A 16,098-nucleotide genomic window follows, 5' to 3' on the forward strand; every position below is an offset into this window, starting at 1 on the left:
ACCCCCGATAGCAGTACGAATAGGCCTTTCATGAGCGATCTGGATCGTTACCTCAACGCAGCCACCCGCGATAACACGCGCCGCAGCTATCGCGCGGCCATCGAGCACTTCGAAGTGAGCTGGGGCGGATTCCTGCCGGCGACGAGCGACAGCGTGGCGCGTTATCTGGTGGCGCACGCCGGGGTGTTGGCGGTCAACACCTTGAAACTGCGGCTCTCGGCGCTGGCGCAATGGCACACCAGCCAGGGGTTCCCCGACCCGACCAAGGCGCCGGTCGTGCGCAAGGTGCTCAAGGGCATTCGCGCCGTGCACCCTGCGCAGGAAAAACAGGCCGAGCCGTTGCAGCTCAAGCATCTGGAGCAAGTGGTGGCGTCCCTTGAGGTTGAGGCGATCGAGGCGGGCAAGGCTCAGGATCAAGCTCGATGGTTGCGCGCCAAGCGCGACACTGCACTGATCCTGCTGGGCTTCTGGCGGGGGTTTCGCAGCGATGAGTTATGTCGGCTGAGCATCGAGCATGTCCAGGCCGTGCCCGGAGCCGGCATCAGCCTGTATCTGCCACGCAGCAAAAGCGATCGCGACAACCTCGGCAAGACCTACCAAACCCCCGCTTTACTAAGGTTGTGCCCGGTGCAGGCCTACAGCGAGTGGCTCAGCGCGTCGGCCCTGGTGCGCGGTCCGGTATTTCGCGGTATCGACCGCTGGGGCAACGTGGGTGAGCAGGGGTTGCACCCCAACAGTGTGATTCCGCTGCTGCGCCAGGCCCTTGAGCGTGCGGGCATTGCTGCCGAGCACTACACCAGTCACTCCCTGCGCCGTGGCTTTGCGACCTGGGCCCATCGCAGCGGCTGGGATTTGAAGTCGCTGATGAGTTACGTCGGCTGGAGCGACATGAAATCGGCCATGCGCTATGTTGAAGCAACACCCTTTCTCGGCATGACCTTGGCCACTCCCGCGCTGATTTGATGTTTCTTCTATTAATACGGTTTCCTGATAGAGAAAGCCAATCGTCAGCATCAGGTTTGCCAATGAGCCATCGTCCAGAAGAGTGGGTAGGATTCACTTCATCAACTTCTTAACCCCTGACGGAGAGTCAACGATGCCTATCATCAACAGCCAAGTAAAACCGTTCAAAGCTACCGCATACAAAAACGGCAACTTCGTAGACGTGACCGACGCTGACCTGAAAGGCAAATGGTCTGTAGTGTTCTTCTACCCAGCCGACTTCACCTTCGTTTGCCCTACCGAGCTGGAAGACCTGGCTGACAACTACGCCGAGTTCCAGAAACTGGGCGTGGAAATCTACAGTGTTTCCACCGACACCCACTTTGCTCACGCTGCCTGGCACAACACTTCGCCAGCCATCGGCAAGATCCAGTACACCATGATCGGCGACCCGACCCTGACCATCTCCCGCAACTTCGACGTACTGATCGAAGAAGCTGGCCTGGCAGACCGCGGCACCTTCGTCATCAACCCTGAAGGTCAGATCAAGATCGTTGAGCTGAACGACGGTGGTGTTGGCCGTGACGCTTCCGAGCTGCTGCGCAAAATCAAGGCAGCCCAGTACGTCGCTGCGCACCCAGGTGAAGTGTGCCCAGCCAAGTGGAAAGAAGGCGAGGCCACCCTGGCGCCGTCCCTGGACCTGGTCGGCAAGATCTAAGTCTGTGAAGTATCAAGGGCGGATTACCGCACCTAAGTAAGCAACACCGCCCTCGAAACGCCCGGGCGAGATTCGCTCGGGCGTTTTTTTGTCTGCAATAAACCGAATGAACAGGAAATCGCCCGTATGTTGGACGCCAATCTTAAAGCTCAGTTGAAGTCATACCTGGAACGGGTCACCCAGCCGATCGAGATCGTCGCCTCCCTCGACGACGGCGCGAAATCCCAGGAAATGCTTGCCCTTTTGCAGGACGTAACCAGCCTCACCACGCTGATTACCCTGAAAACCGATGGCGATGATGCGCGCAAGCCGTCGTTCTCCATCAACCGCCCGGGTGCCGATATCAGACTGCGTTTCGCCGGTATCCCCATGGGTCATGAATTCACTTCGTTGGTGTTGGCCCTGCTGCAAGTCGGTGGCCACCCGTCGAAGGCCAGTGTCGAAGTGATTGAACAGATTCGCGCCCTTAAAGGCGAGTTCAGCTTCGAGACGTACTTCTCGCTGTCCTGCCAGAACTGCCCGGACGTGGTCCAGGCGCTGAACCTGATGGCTGTGCTGAACCCGAACATACGCCACGTCGCCATCGACGGCGCGCTGTTCCAGGCGGAAGTCGATGAGCGCCAGATCATGGCGGTGCCCAGTGTCTACCTCAACGGGGTGAACTTCGGTCAAGGCCGCATGGGCCTGGAAGAAATCCTCGCCAAGCTCGACACCAGCGGCATCGAAAAAGCCGCTGAGAAAATCAGCGCCAAGGACGCCTTTGATGTACTCGTCGTCGGTGGTGGCCCGGCCGGTTCGGCAGCCGCCATCTACGCAGCGCGCAAAGGCATCCGTACTGGCGTGGCAGCCGAACGTTTCGGCGGTCAGGTGCTGGACACCATGTCCATCGAGAACTTTATTTCGGTACAGGAAACCGAAGGGCCGAAACTGGCCAGCGCGCTCGAAGCCCATGTGCGCCAGTACGACGTCGACATCATGAACCTGCAGCGCGCCAGCAGCCTGATCCCGGCGAAAAATGCCGGTGAGCTGCACGAAATTCGCTTTGAAAGCGGTGCGACGCTCAAGTCCAAGACAGTGATCCTGGCCACTGGCGCCCGCTGGCGCGAAATGGGTGTGCCGGGGGAGCAGGAATACAAGGCCAAGGGCGTGTGTTTTTGCCCGCACTGCGATGGCCCGCTGTTCAAAGGCAAGCGCGTGGCCGTGATTGGCGGCGGTAACTCCGGCGTCGAAGCCGCCATTGACCTGGCAGGTATCGTCAGCCACGTCACGCTGCTCGAGTTTGACAGCAAGCTGCGCGCCGATGCGGTGCTGCAACGCAAGTTGTACAGCCTGCCCAACGTTGACGTGATCACCAGCGCGTTGACCAGTGAAGTCAAGGGGGATGGCCAGAAAGTCACCGGCCTGGCATACAAGGATCGCGACAGCGGCGAGTTCAAGACCCTCGAGTTGGAAGGCATCTTTGTGCAGATCGGCTTGCTGCCCAACACCGACTGGCTCAAAGGCACCGTGGAGCTGACGCCCCGTGGCGAGATCATTGTCGACGCCCGTGGCGAAACCTCATTGCCCGGTGTATTCGCTGCCGGTGACGTGACCACGGTGCCGTACAAGCAGATTGTGATCGCGGTTGGAGAGGGCGCCAAGGCTTCCCTGAGTGCGTTCGATCACCTGATTCGGACGTCCGCTCCGGCGTAAATCCGGGCCCGGAAATGAAAAACCCCATGAGCGATCATGGGGTTTTTTCGTTTACAGCGGCGCTGGCTGAATGATCTCAACCCAGTACGCATCCGGGTCCTTGATGAACGCCAGGCTTTTCATGCGACCATCGGTCAGGCGCTTCTGGAAATCGCAACCCAAGGCTTCGAAACGTTCGCATGCCGCCACGATATCCGGCACCGAAATGCAGATATGGCCAAAGCCGCGCGGATCGGTGTTGCCGTTGTGGTAGGCAAAGTCGGCATCGTTTTCGGTGCCATGGTTGTGGGTCAGTTCCAGGATGCCTGGGATCGACTTCATCCACTGGGTGCGCTCGGCAGCGTCGGCCGGGATCTGGGCCTTATCCACCAACGCCAGGAAGTACAGGCTGAATTCGGCTTCCGGGAAGTCGCGTTTTTCAACCAGGGAGAAACCCAGTACGCGGGTGTAGAAATCCAGCGATTTGGTGATGTCCTTGACCCGCAGCATGGTGTGGTTGAACACGAAGTTCGCGGTGGCGGTGTCAGGTTGGGCGGTGACGCCCGGGAAAGTGTTCAGATCGTGCAGGCTCATGGGCCCTCCAGGAAAAAATCGGGCAAATGCGGCTCGATGTGAGATGAGCGGTCCCTTGGCTTGCGGCTGGCATCCGTGCAGCCGAACCATGATACGCAAGGCCTGCGCGCAGCGCCAAATGAAAAAGCCCACACGGACCTTGCGGCCCGTGGGTGCCGAGGCTCAAACTTTGTCGCTTGAACCTTGGGCGTTTTTTGCAATGATCGAATTTCGTAGACCGCTGTTGAGTTCCTTGTGTTTGCTGATGGGCAGCCCCTTTGTGCTGGCGGCCGACCCGGAAATTCATTGGCCCAGTGGCTGGCAGGTGGAGGAGGTGGTGCCCGACGACCAGGCACCCGCCAACCCTGCCACCGTGTCGCGCCAACGGGCCATCAAGAACGATGAAAACGGCAGCACCCTGATGGTCATGGAGTTGACTGGCACGCCGATCGAGGCCGGGCATAAAGTTAATCTTCAGGGGGTATTGCTGGAAATGCGTAAATCCATCCAGAAGGATTTTGCCCAAGGCGGTTATCAAAGCGTTTGCACCAAGATGCACCCCACGACGTTGAGTCGCCTCGATGCGCTCGAAACTACTTGCGTGATTACCGAAAACGGGCGGCATGTGCTGTCGCAAACATTGGTGGGCGCTGTTGATGTCGATAAAGCCTATGTATTTTCATACGCGGGCCAAGCGCAAGCTTACGAAGCGAGCAAGGATGAAGTCAGTTCGGTGCGTGACAGCTTGAAACTTTGATGGCGTTACATCAATCGTTTTTGAACCGAATGAAATGTTATTTAAGTTCGTTTTCGAACTCGAAAATAAAAAGCCTCGCTTATGCGAGGCTTTTTGTTAGTGCGGTGGATCAGCCGCGAAGCCAGGAGTCTACAGTGGCGGCGCCATACTGTTCTTTCCAGGCTTTCAGGCCGCGGTGATTGCCGCCCTTGGTTTCGATCAGTTCGCCGGTGTGCGGGTTTTGGTAAACCTTGACCACGCGTGCGCGGCGCTGTTTTGGTGCGGCGACAACCGACGCACCGGCCTTGCCCAGGTTGGGATCGAGGATCGAGATGATATCGCGCAGCCCTTTGCCATAGCTCTTCATGAGCGCTTGAAGCTTTTCTTCGAATTCGATTTCTTTCTTCAGGCCGGCATCGTTCTTCAAGGACTCCAGCTGGGCAAGCTGTTCTTGAAGGGCTTTTTCTGCTGCGCGAAATTCGGCGAGTCTGGACAAAATCTGTACTCCAATAGTGTATTTGACTGATATCAACTGCAGACAAAGCTACAAGCCAAGCGCGTTAAGGCGACTCGAGGAAAAAGCCGTCCTGCGGACTTCTGCACAGGCAAGAAAAATTGTAGTAGTTAATCCGTCATGAGTAAATCATGTCTTTTGTCTGAACAACATTATTTCATCGTATTAGTCGCTGGCTATTCAATGGCGGGCCAGGGATTTAATGAATTCATCACAAGGTAAAGGACGACCAAACAGATAACCCTGTAGGAAGTGCACACCGTGTGCGGCAAGGTATTCACATTGCTCTGCTGTTTCCACGCCTTCGGCAACGATGCCCAGGTCGAGCTTGACGGACAGTTCTATGATGCTGTCCAGGATGTGCCGCGAGAGCGCGTCCACACCGATCATGGCGACAAAACTTTGATCGATCTTCAAGTAGTCCACATTGAAGTTACGCAAGTAACCCAGGCTGGAATGACCCGTGCCGAAGTCGTCGATGGCGATCATGACGCCCAGCGCATGCAAGGCGTCGAACAGGCGGCGGGTGATGTCCGTGGGCTCGATCAACTCACGTTCGGTCAGCTCCAGTACCAGTGTGACCTGGCCAGGCGTGAAGGCCGCCAGAAACTCCCGGCAGTCTTCCACGAGCGCCAGGTCCTCGCAGTGGCGGGCGGTAATATTCACGCCGATATGAAAGCCTGGGCTGAAGCGCGCGGCATGGGGCGCCAGTTGCGCGGCTGTTTGGCGTAGCAGCGCGCGGGTCATCGGTACGATCAGGCCGCAATCCTCGGCCAGCGGAATGAACAGGTCGGGGCGCACCAGGCCTTCCTTGGGGTGTTTCCAGCGCATCAGCACTTCACAGCCCGCCCACTGGCGGGTATCGCCGCGGACCACGGGTTGAAAATAAGGCATGAACTCGTTGGCCCCCAACGCGCGCTGTAACTCATGGGAGGGGGCCGACACGCGTTTTTGCAGCCAGTGCGCAAGCAGGCCCGCCAGGATGCCGAAGAACACGACCAGGCTGAACATCGCCGGGTAGCGCGCTTGCATATAACGCCAGGTTTCACCCGCCGGCATACCGGCTTCGACGCTGTAGTGATAGCGCGGCGAGACCAGGTGGTGGTGGGCCACCGCGAACTGCGGCACGGCCGTGTCATGCACGTTGCCCTCAGCGTCCAGCCAATGGGGGCCCACTTGCAGGACCAATTGCGCATAGCGGCTGATCAGGCGCAGGGCGTTGGTCAGGTGGTAGCCATCGATCGAGGCAAAGGCACCTTGGTCGCCTTCGACCAGGCGATAGACCAGCAGCGCGGTATCCGGTGTGACCGGGTTGCCATTCATCAACCACAGGCGACCGTCCACATAATCATCCGGATTGACCTGCGATGCGTAGTGGCTGCCGAACAATGAGCTGCAATAGATGTTTTCCTGCCAGGACAAGGTGGTGGCGCGTACGAACGGTCGGCGCGTGACCTGTTCGCGCAAGGCCAATTGCGTAGCGGCGTCGCAGGGTTGGCCGGCCAGCGGGAGCAAGGCTTGGGCCGCCAGTGCGGTGTTGTCGAGCATCAGGTCGAACTGGCGCACGGCCTCCTGGGCCGTCTGGGCCGTGCTCTGTTCAAGCGTGCCTTCGGCTTGCCAGTACAGGATGACGACACCCAGCAGGATCGGCAGCAGCCCGGACAATGCACTGATCGAGTAGCGTGTGAAGGGCTTTCGAGGACCTTGGACGGTGAGCGGCATGAGTTCTACGGCCTGTTACACAGTGGGGGAATGTACCGGTAGGCCGGTCAGGGATGCGTCGATGATAGATGGCCGGCTGGAAATATGCTCGCCATTCCCGGGGCCTGTGCCATCGCGATAAAGGCCAGCGTGGCAGGAGACGACTGGCGCCGGTCCAGCACGGCCAGGCCGATCTGGCGCGGCACGCGGGGTGACAACGCGCGTTTGACATAACGCGGGTCGCTTGCCTGCGGTAACGAGGCTTCTGCCACGATGCTCAGGCCATCGCCACGACTGACCGCTTCCAGGGTGCTGAGCAGTTGGGCGCAGCGATAGCGTACCTTCGGCTGCAACCGGGCCGCGCTGAACAGGCGAGTGACCAACTCCGAGGAGCCGGCCTCGGTGAGAATGAACGGATCGTCACACAGGTCTCGCAGGGTCAGGGCCTCTCGTGCGGCCAGGGGATGATCGGCGGGCAACAGCGCCACCAACTGGTCTTCGAACACCGCAAAGGTGTCGAGGCGCTCTTGTTCCAGTACCACGAAACCGACGTCGATACGCCGCTCATCCAGCCACTGGAGTACTTGCCGATCAGGCCCCTCGTCCACGTGCACTTCGATGCCGGGATGCGCTGCGCGAAACCGCCTGAGAATGCTCGGCAGCAAGCGATTTGACGCGGTGGGCCCAAACGAACCGATGCGCAAGGTGCCGCGCTTCATGCCTCGAGCATCGGCGGCCTCCTGTTGCAGGGTGTTGGCCAGGCCCAGCATGGCACGGGCGCGCCCGAGTAATTGCTGGCCAATATCGCTCGGCTCCACCAGGGTTTGGTGACGTCGAAACAGTTCCACGCCCAACTCCTGCTCCAGCGCCTTGATGGCGTGGGATACCGCGGATTGGCTGATGCCCAGCCGGTGGGCCGCACTGGTAAAGCCTTGCAGCTCGGCAACCAGGGCAAAGATTTCCAATTGAGTCAGGGTCATGAGCAAACACTCATTTTACGATGAGGAAGTATTAGCAAAAGAATAACTGCATTCTTTCGCCCCTCGAGCAACTTTCTATGAGCCCCAGCCCGGATCGCCTGACTTACTGCAAACTCGCCGCCGTTACCATGGTCTGGGGCGGCACCTTCGTCGCCGGGCGTTACCTGGCCGATCAGATCAATCCATTGCTGGCCGCCAGCCTGCGTTTTCTCCTGGCGAGCCTGGCGCTGCTGCTGTACCTGGCTTGCGCGCGCATTGCGCTGGTACGCCCAAGCCCCCGCCAACTGGCACGGTTGGCGGTATTGGGGTTTTTTGGGATCTTTTTCTACAACCTGTGCTTCTTCTATGGGCTGCAGTACATCAATGCTTCGCGGGCATCACTGATCGTCGCGCTGAACCCGGCGGTGATCGGCCTGGCGTCCTGGCTGTGGTTCAAGGAGCGCCTGGGTCGCGCCCAGTGGCTGGGCATCGTGTTGTGCCTGGTTGGCGCGGCGGCGGTGATCGTCAGCCGCAACCCGCACGTGTTGCAGGGGGCCAGCCACGCCTGGATCGGCGACCTGCTCATTCTCGGCTGCGTGGCGGGGTGGGGCGTCTACTCGCTGCTGTCTCGTGGACTCAACCAAAGCCTGGGCCCCTTGCAGACGGTGACCTGGTCGATATTGCTGGGGACGTCGATGCTGGGCACTGCCACGTTGGCCACGGGAAGCTTCACCACCGCAGCACTCGGCAACGTTCATCTGCCACAACTCTTGAGCTTGCTGTACCTGGGTGTGCTGGGCTCGGCCCTGGCGTATATCGGCTACTACGAGGGTATCCGGCGCATTGGTGCGACACGTTCCGGGGTATTTATCGCGCTCAATCCGCTGACGGCCGTGATCTGTGGCGCATTGCTGCTGGGAGAGCCTCTGACTGCGCCGATGCTGATGGGGGGCGCGGTCATCCTGCTGGGGATCTACCTGTGCAACAAACCCCTTGCGCGGGTCAGGGCAATGGGGATTTGATAAGAGTACGGACAAACTCGGTTACGCTGTGTAGAATCGATTTACGCATACAAGAATATGGACTTGCGCTCACGCAAGCCTCGGCCGTCAGAGACTGATGTAACCATGAAGCTACTCGGCTCCCCCCTCATCTTTGGTGATTTCCTCGCCCGCAGCGTGCGGGGCCTCTCGTGTGCACCGCCCTCGCGCTTCATCCTTGCTGGCAATTGATATCCGTTAATCATAAGCATGATGAGGCGCCGAACATGGCAGACCAATACGAAAACCCGATGGGCCTGATGGGCTTTGAATTTATTGAATTCGCATCGCCCACCCCCGGCACCCTGGAACCGATCTTCGAGATCATGGGCTTCACCAAGGTCGCGACCCACCGTTCCAAGAACGTGGAGCTGTATCGCCAGGGCGAGATCAACCTGATCCTCAACAACGAGCCCCACAGCATCGCCTCGTATTTCGCCGCCGAACACGGCCCGTCGGTGTGTGGCATGGCGTTTCGCGTCAAGGATTCACAAAAAGCCTACAACCGTGCCCTGGAGTTGGGCGCGCAACCGATCCATATCGAAACCGGGCCGATGGAACTGAACCTGCCGGCCATCAAGGGGATTGGCGGAGCACCGCTGTACCTGATCGACCGGTTCGGTGAGGGCAGCTCGATCTATGACATCGATTTCGTGTACCTCGAAGGCGTGGAGCGCAACCCGGTAGGCGCCGGCCTCAAGGTCATCGATCACTTGACCCACAACGTGTACCGCGGGCGCATGGCTTACTGGGCCAACTTCTACGAGAAGCTGTTCAATTTCCGTGAAGCCCGCTACTTCGACATCAAGGGTGAATACACCGGCCTGACTTCCAAGGCCATGAGCGCCCCGGATGGCATGATCCGCATCCCGTTGAACGAAGAGTCGTCCAAGGGCGCAGGGCAGATCGAAGAGTTCCTGATGCAGTTCAACGGCGAGGGCATCCAGCACGTGGCGTTCCTCACCGACGACCTGGTCAAGACCTGGGACGCGTTGAAGCGCATGGGCATGCGTTTCATGACGGCACCGCCGGACACCTACTACGAAATGCTCGAAGGCCGCCTGCCGAACCACGGCGAACCCGTGGACCAACTGCAAGCGCGTGGCATTCTGTTGGACGGCTCGTCCATTGAAGGCGACAAGCGCCTGTTGCTGCAGATTTTCTCGGAAACCCTGATGGGCCCGGTGTTCTTCGAATTCATCCAGCGTAAGGGCGACGATGGGTTCGGGGAGGGCAACTTCAAGGCGTTGTTCGAGTCGATCGAGCGTGACCAGGTACGTCGCGGTGTATTGACCGCCGACTGAACAAAAAACCGCCCGGTCGAGGTCTGCCTCGGCCGGGCGATTTTTTTTGCCTGGCGTCAGGCTTTTCGCTGGCGCACCAGGTGCTTGAAGCCTTCATATACCAGCACCATCACCGCCAGCCAGATCGGAATGTACGTCAGCCATTGCCCGGCCTTGATCCCTTCACCCAGCAGCAACGCCACGCCGAGCAGCAACACCGGCTCCACATAGCTGAGCAGGCCGAACAGGCTGAACGCCAGCAAGCGGCTGGCAATGATATAGCTCACCAGCGCCGAAGCGCTGATCAAGCCCAGCATCGGGATCAGTGCGTACAGCTTCGGATAGGCATCCAGCACCGCGAAGCCTTGTTCGCCGCTTTGCACGAACCACCAGGCCACCGGCAGCATCAACGCCATGTCCAGCCACAACCCGCCCAAGTGGTCGGTTGCCAGGTATTTGCGCACAACGAAATACACCGGGTAGCCGATGATCACCACCAACGTGGCCCAGGAAAAACCGCCCGCCTGATACAACTCGTTCAGCACCCCCAGGGCGGCGAAGACCACGGCAATCTGTTGCAGGCGCGAAAGGCGTTCGCCATACACCAGGCGCCCGATCAGCACCATGGTCAGCGGCAGCAGGAAGTACCCCACCGACACGTCCAGGCTGCGCCCGTTGAGCGGCGCCCACATAAACAGCCACAGTTGCACCCCGAGCAAAGCCGAGGACACCACCACCCCGGCAATCAGCCGTGGCTGGGCCGCCAACCTGCGCAACAGTTCCCACACCCGTCGCCATTCGCCAGTAACGAGCATGAACACCGTCATGCACGGCACGGTCAGCAACATGCGCCAGCCAAAAATCTCCAGGCCGCTCAATGGCGTGAGCAATGACGTGAAGTAATACATCACGGCAAATAACACCGAGGCCGATACCGATAACACAACACCTTTAGACACGCTGTCCTCGCGAAAACCGATAGCTAAAAAAGAGGGGGGATTTCAGGCTGGGAATATATTGCTTTTGAGCTGAGACGTTTGCTCTGTTTTGGGGCATCTTATGGGAAATTTTCTCACACCCAGGGTTCGTACGGATGTCCATCCCCCCGCAGCCACCCCTCGACGCATTCGATGTGGCGATTCTCAAGCACCTGCAACATGACAACACCACCGCCCTGCGGGTGATTGGCGAGCAGGTCAACTTGTCGACGGCTGCCGTGCAGCGGCGAATCAAACGCATGCAGCAGAGCGGGGTGATCACGGCTAATACGGCGGTGGTCAACCAGGAGGCGCTGGGCAAGCCGATCACGATCCTGGTGGAGGTGCACGCCGAACGCACGCACATCGAAGACCTTGATGTACTCAAGGCGCAGATGTCGATTCCCCAGGTGCAGCAGTGCTATTACGTCACTGGCGATGCGGATTTCATGTTGGTGATCGTGGTGGAGACCATGAAGGCATACGAGACCCTGGCCCGGCAGTTGTTCTACGAGAACCGCAATATCAAGTGGTTCCGCAGCATCGTGGTGATGGACCGGGTCAAGGTCAGCCTGGATGTGCCGCTGGACTGAGCCAGCGGCGCACATCCAAGCGATGGGCGTCGGCTCAAGGTCGCGCGATTCGCCCGGAGACGAAGTGGCCCACGTCATTGAACCCCGGCGTCGACGAATGCCCCGGTGTCACCAGTGAGTCAATGAACGCTTCATCCTCAGCGCTGATGTGCACATCCAGCGCTCCGGTGTAGGCGTCCCACTGGGCTTCGGTACGAGGCCCGACGATCGCCGAACTCACTGCCGAGTTGTTCAGCACCCAGGCAATCGCAAACTCGACCATCCCCACACCGCGCCCTTGGGTGTAGTGCTGGATCTGCTGGGCAATTCGCAGTGACTCTACGCGCCATTCGGTTTCCAGGATGCGTTTGTCCTGGCGCGCGGCGCGGCTGCCCGGTTCAGGGGTGACGTCGGGCGCATACTTGCCGCTGAGCACGCCCCGGGCCAATGGGCTGTAAGGCACCACGCCCAGGCCGTACGCGGCGGCGGCGGTGAGCTGTTCGACCTCGGCCTGGCGATTGACGATGTTGTACAGCGGTTGGCTGATGATCGGCTTGTCGACACCCAGGCGCTCGGCCACGCGGATCACCTCGGCAATGCGCCAGCCCCGGTAGTTGGACAGGCCCCAATAGCGGATCTTGCCTTGGCGAATCAGGTCGCCGATCGCCGACACGGTCACCTCCAGCGGCGTGCCGTGGTCTTCGCGGTGCAGGTAGTAGATGTCCAGGTAATCCGTGTCCAGGCGCCTCAGGCTGGCTTCCAGCGCGTTGAAAATCCGCTTGCGGTTCAAACCGCTGCGATTGGGCACGCCGTCGACGGGGCCGATGCCGACTTTCGAGGCCACCACCCAGTCCTCGCGATGACGCACGATGGCCTCACCGACGATTTCTTCGGAGCGCCCGCCGGTGTAGACGTCGGCCGTGTCGATAAAGTTGATGCCCTGGTCCCAGGCCTTGTCGATGATGCGCAGCGAGTCCTCGGTGCTGGTCTGTTCGCCAAACATCATAGTGCCCAGGGTCAGCGCGCTGACCTTCAAGCCGGACTGGCCCAGTGTGCGGTAAATCATGGAAAGCTCCTCGAAACGCGCAAATGTACGTTATGCAATACCAGACTCGCAGGCTCTGGAACAAGCCCTGCGCGCGTTTCTTCATTCGTTCAGCAAGGCCTGGCAGCGCACCTGTAAAAAACGGTGCAACACCTTCACCCGCTCCGACACTTGCAGGCGGTGGGGGCACATCAGGTTGAACGGCGTCGGTTCGCCCTGCCAGTCCGGCAGCAGTTGCACCAGGCGTCCGGCCTTGAGGTCGCGGGCGATATCCAGGTTGGCCTTATAGGCGATGCCATGGCCGGCCAATGCCCAGCGCCGCACGATTTCACCGTCATCGCTCAGGTAATCGCCCGTCACCTCGACTTCCTGGAGCACGGCGCCTTGGCGAAAGTACCAGGTGTTGTTGGCGCGCCCCTGGCGCATGTAGCGCAGCGTGTTGTGTTGCGCCAGCTCCGTCGGGGTGCGCGGCGTACCATGGCGCGCCAGGTAGTCGGGGCTGGCGCAGGGGATGCGTCGATGATCGGGCACCACCGGCAGCGCCACCAGGCTGGAGTCCCGGGGGACACCGAAACGCAGGGCGATGTCGACGGTTTCGCGGAACAGGTCGGCATTGCTGTCGTTGAGCATCAATTGCAAACGGATGTTGGGGTGCTCGAGCTTGAACGCATCCAGCCAGCCCAGTACCACGTTGCGCCCGAAATCCGACGGCGCCGCCAACTGCAACAACCCGGTCAGGCCGTGGCTTTGCTGCCTGAGCGCTTGCTCACCCTCGGCCAGCGTCGCCAGCGCCTCGCGCACGCTGTCGAGGTAACGCCGACCCTCTTCGGTCAGGCGCATGCTGCGTGTGGAGCGCGCCAGCAGGCGACTGCCCAGGCGGGTTTCCAGGCGCTTGAGGGCGATGCTGGCGGCGGCCGGGCTCAGCCCCAGGCTGCGCGCGGCGGCAGACAGGCTGCCGGTGTCGGCGGTGCGAACAAAGACTTCCAGGTCGAGAATCGAGCTCATTTATAAAAATCCTTTAAAGATCCTGTCGTTTTACCGGGATTTTTCGTCGATTGCCAAGCTGGGAAGATGAACGCTCACTTTCTAACCCAGGACATTTCCCCATGACATCCTCCCTCAGCGGTCAAACCGTGATCGTAATCGGCGGCAGCAGCGGTATCGGTGCCGCCGTGGCCAAGGCGGCGACCGCACGTGGTGCGCAGGTGGTGTTGGCCGGCCGACGCCTGTCCTCCGGCGTCGATAACGGCGTGCGCAGCGAACCGGTGGACGTGACCGACGCCAACTCCCTCCAGCAACTGTTCGAACGCGTGGGGCGCTTTGACCACCTGGTCTATACCTCGGGCCCTTCGGTACGGGCCAAACCCCTGGTCGAAACGGACCTGGACGAAGCCCAGGACAATTTCAACGTGAAGCTCTGGGGTTCACTGCGCGCCATCCAGTTGGCCCTGCCTTTTATGCATGAGCGCGGCAGCATCAGCCTGACCTCTGGCCAGTTGGGGAGAAAATTGGCACCGGGGCAGTTCATCAAGACCGGTATCAACGCCGCCACTGAAGCATTGGGCAAGCAACTGGCCAAGGAGCTGGCACCGCGTCGGGTCAATGTGATCAGCCCAGGCGTGATCGACACACCGGCGTATGCCGGGCTGGCTGAAGAACAACGGCTGGCGATGTTTGCCAAGGCGGGCGGCGCGTTGCCGGTAGGGCGCGTGGGGCAAGCGGAGGAGGTGGCGGCCGGGTATGTGCTGGCCATGGAGAATAGCTTTATGACCGGTGCCGTGATCGATATCGACGGCGGCGGTCTGCTGTAGCGCTGTCGCCCGGCAAACGGGTCTCCCAGTTAAGCGTACCTCGCCTTCTGTAGGAGCGAGCTTGCTCGCGAAAAACTCACAGGCGCCGCGTTGATTCAGGAAACACGCGTTATCGTTGAGGTTTTTCGCGAGCAAGCTCGCTCCTACATAAGCGGCGTCAGGCCTTCAAGGTCCGCGTCATGCGTAACGCCAGCACACTGCCCGCGACAATCACCGCAGCCAGCAAGTACAGCGCCATATCCGTCGACCCGGTGGCATCCTTCACAAAGCCGACGATATACGGGCTGAGGAAGCCGGCCATCTGGCCCATGGAGTTGATCAGCGCCAAGCCACCGGCTGCTGCGCCTGCGCTGAGCATGGCGGTCGGCACCGGCCAGAACATCGGCAGGCCGGTGAGGGCGCCCATGGTCGCGATGGTCAGGCCAAGAATCGCAATGGCCGGCGTGGTGGCGAAATTCACCGCGATGACCAAGCCGATTGCGCCCATCAGCATCGGCACCACCAAGTGCCAGCGCCGCTCCTTGCGCAGGTCGGCGGAGCGGCCCACCAGCAACATGAACACCGCGGCCAGCAGATAGGGAATCGCGCTGAGCCAGCCAATCACCAGGTTATCGCTGAACCCCAGGTTCTTGATGATCGACGGCAGCCAGAAGTTGATCGCGTACACGCCGCTCTGGATGCAGAAGTAGATCAGGCCGAAAGCCCAGATCGCCGGATTCTTGAACACTTCTCCCAGGGAGTCCGTGGTGGTTTTCGGCTTGTTCGCCAAATCCGTCGCTTGGTCGGCCTCCAGCACCGCGCGCTCGTGGGGCTTGAGCCACTTGGCGTTGGCGAAGCTGTCACTGAGCAGGAAGTAGGCGAGGGCGCCGAGGATCACGGTCGGGATGCCTTGCAGCAGGAACATCCACTGCCAGCCCGCGAGGCCGCCTTGGCCGGCAGCGAAGTGGTTGAGAATCCAGCCGGAGAACGGGCTGCCGAGCAAGCCGGAGACCGGGATCGCCGACATGAACAAGGCCATGATGCGACCACGGCGGAACGTCGGGAACCACTGCGAGAGGTACAACACCACGCCGGGAAAGAAGCCCGCTTCTGCGGCACCGGTAAACAGGCGCAAGGTATAGAAGTGCGTCGGCGTGGTGACAAACAACAGGCAGGTCGACAGCGTGCCCCAGACGATCATCATCAATGCAATCCAGCGTCGTGGGCCGAACCTGGTCAACGCCAGGTTGCTCGGCACGCCGCACAGCACGTAGCCGATAAAGAAAATCCCGGCGCCAAGGCCGTAGACGGTTTCGCTGAACTTCAAGGCATCGAGCATCTGCAACTTGGCAAAGCCAACGTTTACCCGGTCGAGGTAGTTGAACAGATAGCAGATGAAGATGAAGGGAATCAGGCGCAGGGTGATGCGCTTGTAGATGGCGTTTTTATCGTCATCGGTGGCCAGTGTGGCAGCGGCGCTCTGTGACATGGGGATCTCTCTTTATTATGATTTTTCGCGATGCGCAGGTAACGTTGATCGCCCAACGAGTCTCGGCCACCTGGCGGGGTGCTGTCTT

At 60.1% G+C, this 16,098-nt stretch carries 16 protein-coding genes; 8 read left to right on the forward strand and 8 right to left on the reverse strand.

Annotated elements, in window-relative coordinates; all coding sequences use genetic code 11:
* The first annotated feature begins 30 nt into the window (after positions 1-30).
* The 3 genes from AB7933_RS16605 to ahpF all read left to right on the forward strand — a co-directional run bounded on the left by AB7933_RS16605 (position 31) and on the right by ahpF (position 3,352).
* Positions 31-963 (forward strand): site-specific integrase, encoded by a 933-nt coding sequence (locus AB7933_RS16605; protein WP_024075352.1) that lies wholly within the window; start codon positions 31-33, stop codon positions 961-963.
* 133 nt (positions 964-1,096) lie between these two features.
* A complete protein-coding gene (gene ahpC, locus AB7933_RS16610; protein WP_003173835.1) occupies positions 1,097-1,660 on the forward strand; it encodes an alkyl hydroperoxide reductase subunit C in 564 nt (187 codons plus the stop codon).
* Positions 1,661-1,786: 126 nt separating this feature from the next.
* Entirely contained in the window at positions 1,787-3,352 is a 1,566-nt protein-coding gene (gene ahpF / locus AB7933_RS16615) for an alkyl hydroperoxide reductase subunit F (RefSeq protein WP_024075353.1), read from the forward strand.
* 51 nt (positions 3,353-3,403) lie between these two features.
* Here the strand turns inward: ahpF and gloA are convergent, their stop codons facing one another.
* On the reverse strand, positions 3,404-3,925 hold the full coding sequence (gloA, locus tag AB7933_RS16620) for a lactoylglutathione lyase (RefSeq protein WP_024075354.1): 522 nt from the start codon (positions 3,923-3,925) through the stop codon (positions 3,404-3,406).
* Between the two features lie 199 nt (positions 3,926-4,124).
* Between gloA and AB7933_RS16625 the strand changes: the two genes are divergently transcribed.
* Positions 4,125-4,661, forward strand: coding sequence for a DUF4946 domain-containing protein (locus tag AB7933_RS16625; protein ID WP_024075355.1), 537 nt, complete (start codon positions 4,125-4,127; stop codon positions 4,659-4,661).
* Positions 4,662-4,770: 109 nt separating this feature from the next.
* Here AB7933_RS16625 and AB7933_RS16630 read toward each other — a convergent pair whose 3' ends face one another.
* The 3 genes from AB7933_RS16630 to AB7933_RS16640 form a co-directional block, all read right to left on the reverse strand.
* Positions 4,771-5,136, reverse strand: a complete 366-nt coding sequence (locus AB7933_RS16630; protein WP_024075356.1) for a histone-like nucleoid-structuring protein, MvaT/MvaU family — start codon at positions 5,134-5,136, stop codon at positions 4,771-4,773.
* A gap of 198 nt (positions 5,137-5,334) precedes the next feature.
* On the reverse strand, positions 5,335-6,876 hold the full coding sequence (locus AB7933_RS16635) for an EAL domain-containing protein (RefSeq protein WP_024075357.1): 1,542 nt from the start codon (positions 6,874-6,876) through the stop codon (positions 5,335-5,337).
* Positions 6,877-6,923: 47 nt separating this feature from the next.
* Positions 6,924-7,835 (reverse strand): LysR family transcriptional regulator, encoded by a 912-nt coding sequence (locus AB7933_RS16640; RefSeq protein ID WP_024075358.1) that lies wholly within the window; start codon positions 7,833-7,835, stop codon positions 6,924-6,926.
* A gap of 77 nt (positions 7,836-7,912) precedes the next feature.
* Between AB7933_RS16640 and AB7933_RS16645 the strand changes: the two genes are divergently transcribed.
* Positions 7,913-8,836 (forward strand): DMT family transporter, encoded by a 924-nt coding sequence (locus AB7933_RS16645; protein ID WP_024075359.1) that lies wholly within the window; start codon positions 7,913-7,915, stop codon positions 8,834-8,836.
* 245 nt (positions 8,837-9,081) lie between these two features.
* Positions 9,082-10,158 carry a 4-hydroxyphenylpyruvate dioxygenase gene (gene hppD / locus AB7933_RS16650; protein ID WP_024075360.1) on the forward strand — a complete coding sequence of 359 codons (1,077 nt, stop codon included), beginning with the start codon at positions 9,082-9,084 and terminating at the stop codon, positions 10,156-10,158.
* Between the two features lie 56 nt (positions 10,159-10,214).
* Here the strand turns inward: hppD and rarD are convergent, their stop codons facing one another.
* Positions 10,215-11,096, reverse strand: a complete 882-nt coding sequence (rarD, locus tag AB7933_RS16655; protein WP_024075361.1) for an EamA family transporter RarD — start codon at positions 11,094-11,096, stop codon at positions 10,215-10,217.
* A 134-nt stretch (positions 11,097-11,230) separates the two neighbouring features.
* Here rarD and AB7933_RS16660 point away from each other — a divergent pair, with 134 nt between their 5' ends.
* On the forward strand, positions 11,231-11,707 hold the full coding sequence (locus AB7933_RS16660) for an Lrp/AsnC family transcriptional regulator (protein WP_024075362.1): 477 nt from the start codon (positions 11,231-11,233) through the stop codon (positions 11,705-11,707).
* A 34-nt stretch (positions 11,708-11,741) separates the two neighbouring features.
* On the opposite strand, the gene AB7933_RS16665 is transcribed toward AB7933_RS16660, so the two are convergent.
* Together AB7933_RS16665 and AB7933_RS16670 are read right to left on the reverse strand one after the other, a co-directional pair.
* Complete coding sequence (locus tag AB7933_RS16665; RefSeq protein WP_024075363.1) at positions 11,742-12,752, reverse strand: aldo/keto reductase; 1,011 nt, start codon at positions 12,750-12,752, stop codon at positions 11,742-11,744.
* Between the two features lie 81 nt (positions 12,753-12,833).
* On the reverse strand, positions 12,834-13,736 hold the full coding sequence (locus AB7933_RS16670) for a LysR family transcriptional regulator (RefSeq protein WP_024075364.1): 903 nt from the start codon (positions 13,734-13,736) through the stop codon (positions 12,834-12,836).
* Positions 13,737-13,837: 101 nt separating this feature from the next.
* Here AB7933_RS16670 and AB7933_RS16675 point away from each other — a divergent pair, with 101 nt between their 5' ends.
* The gene (locus AB7933_RS16675; RefSeq protein ID WP_024075365.1) at positions 13,838-14,542 is read left to right on the forward strand and encodes an SDR family oxidoreductase; all 705 of its coding nucleotides are present in this window, start codon (positions 13,838-13,840) and stop codon (positions 14,540-14,542) included.
* A 157-nt stretch (positions 14,543-14,699) separates the two neighbouring features.
* On the opposite strand, the gene AB7933_RS16680 is transcribed toward AB7933_RS16675, so the two are convergent.
* Positions 14,700-16,010 (reverse strand): MFS transporter, encoded by a 1,311-nt coding sequence (locus tag AB7933_RS16680; RefSeq protein ID WP_024075366.1) that lies wholly within the window; start codon positions 16,008-16,010, stop codon positions 14,700-14,702.
* Between the last annotated feature and the right edge of the window lie 88 nt (positions 16,011-16,098).

The organism is Pseudomonas gorinensis, from assembly GCF_042015035.1.
GTDB classification, from domain to species: Bacteria; Pseudomonadota; Gammaproteobacteria; order Pseudomonadales; family Pseudomonadaceae; genus Aquipseudomonas; species Aquipseudomonas gorinensis.

Coding starts and splice junctions, on each gene's coding strand:
- ahpF (WP_024075353.1), top strand. CDS start 1,787: ATGTTGGACGCCAATCTTAAAGCTCAGTTGAAGTCATACCTGGAACGG.
- AB7933_RS16660 (WP_024075362.1), top strand. CDS start 11,231: ATGTCCATCCCCCCGCAGCCACCCCTCGACGCATTCGATGTGGCGATT.
- AB7933_RS16670 (WP_024075364.1), bottom strand. CDS start 13,736: ATGAGCTCGATTCTCGACCTGGAAGTCTTTGTTCGCACCGCCGACACC.
- AB7933_RS16605 (WP_024075352.1), top strand. CDS start 31: ATGAGCGATCTGGATCGTTACCTCAACGCAGCCACCCGCGATAACACG.
- ahpC (WP_003173835.1), top strand. CDS start 1,097: ATGCCTATCATCAACAGCCAAGTAAAACCGTTCAAAGCTACCGCATAC.
- AB7933_RS16675 (WP_024075365.1), top strand. CDS start 13,838: ATGACATCCTCCCTCAGCGGTCAAACCGTGATCGTAATCGGCGGCAGC.
- gloA (WP_024075354.1), bottom strand. CDS start 3,925: ATGAGCCTGCACGATCTGAACACTTTCCCGGGCGTCACCGCCCAACCT.
- AB7933_RS16680 (WP_024075366.1), bottom strand. CDS start 16,010: ATGTCACAGAGCGCCGCTGCCACACTGGCCACCGATGACGATAAAAAC.
- AB7933_RS16640 (WP_024075358.1), bottom strand. CDS start 7,835: ATGACCCTGACTCAATTGGAAATCTTTGCCCTGGTTGCCGAGCTGCAA.
- AB7933_RS16665 (WP_024075363.1), bottom strand. CDS start 12,752: ATGATTTACCGCACACTGGGCCAGTCCGGCTTGAAGGTCAGCGCGCTG.
- AB7933_RS16635 (WP_024075357.1), bottom strand. CDS start 6,876: ATGCCGCTCACCGTCCAAGGTCCTCGAAAGCCCTTCACACGCTACTCG.
- AB7933_RS16645 (WP_024075359.1), top strand. CDS start 7,913: ATGAGCCCCAGCCCGGATCGCCTGACTTACTGCAAACTCGCCGCCGTT.
- AB7933_RS16625 (WP_024075355.1), top strand. CDS start 4,125: ATGATCGAATTTCGTAGACCGCTGTTGAGTTCCTTGTGTTTGCTGATG.
- hppD (WP_024075360.1), top strand. CDS start 9,082: ATGGCAGACCAATACGAAAACCCGATGGGCCTGATGGGCTTTGAATTT.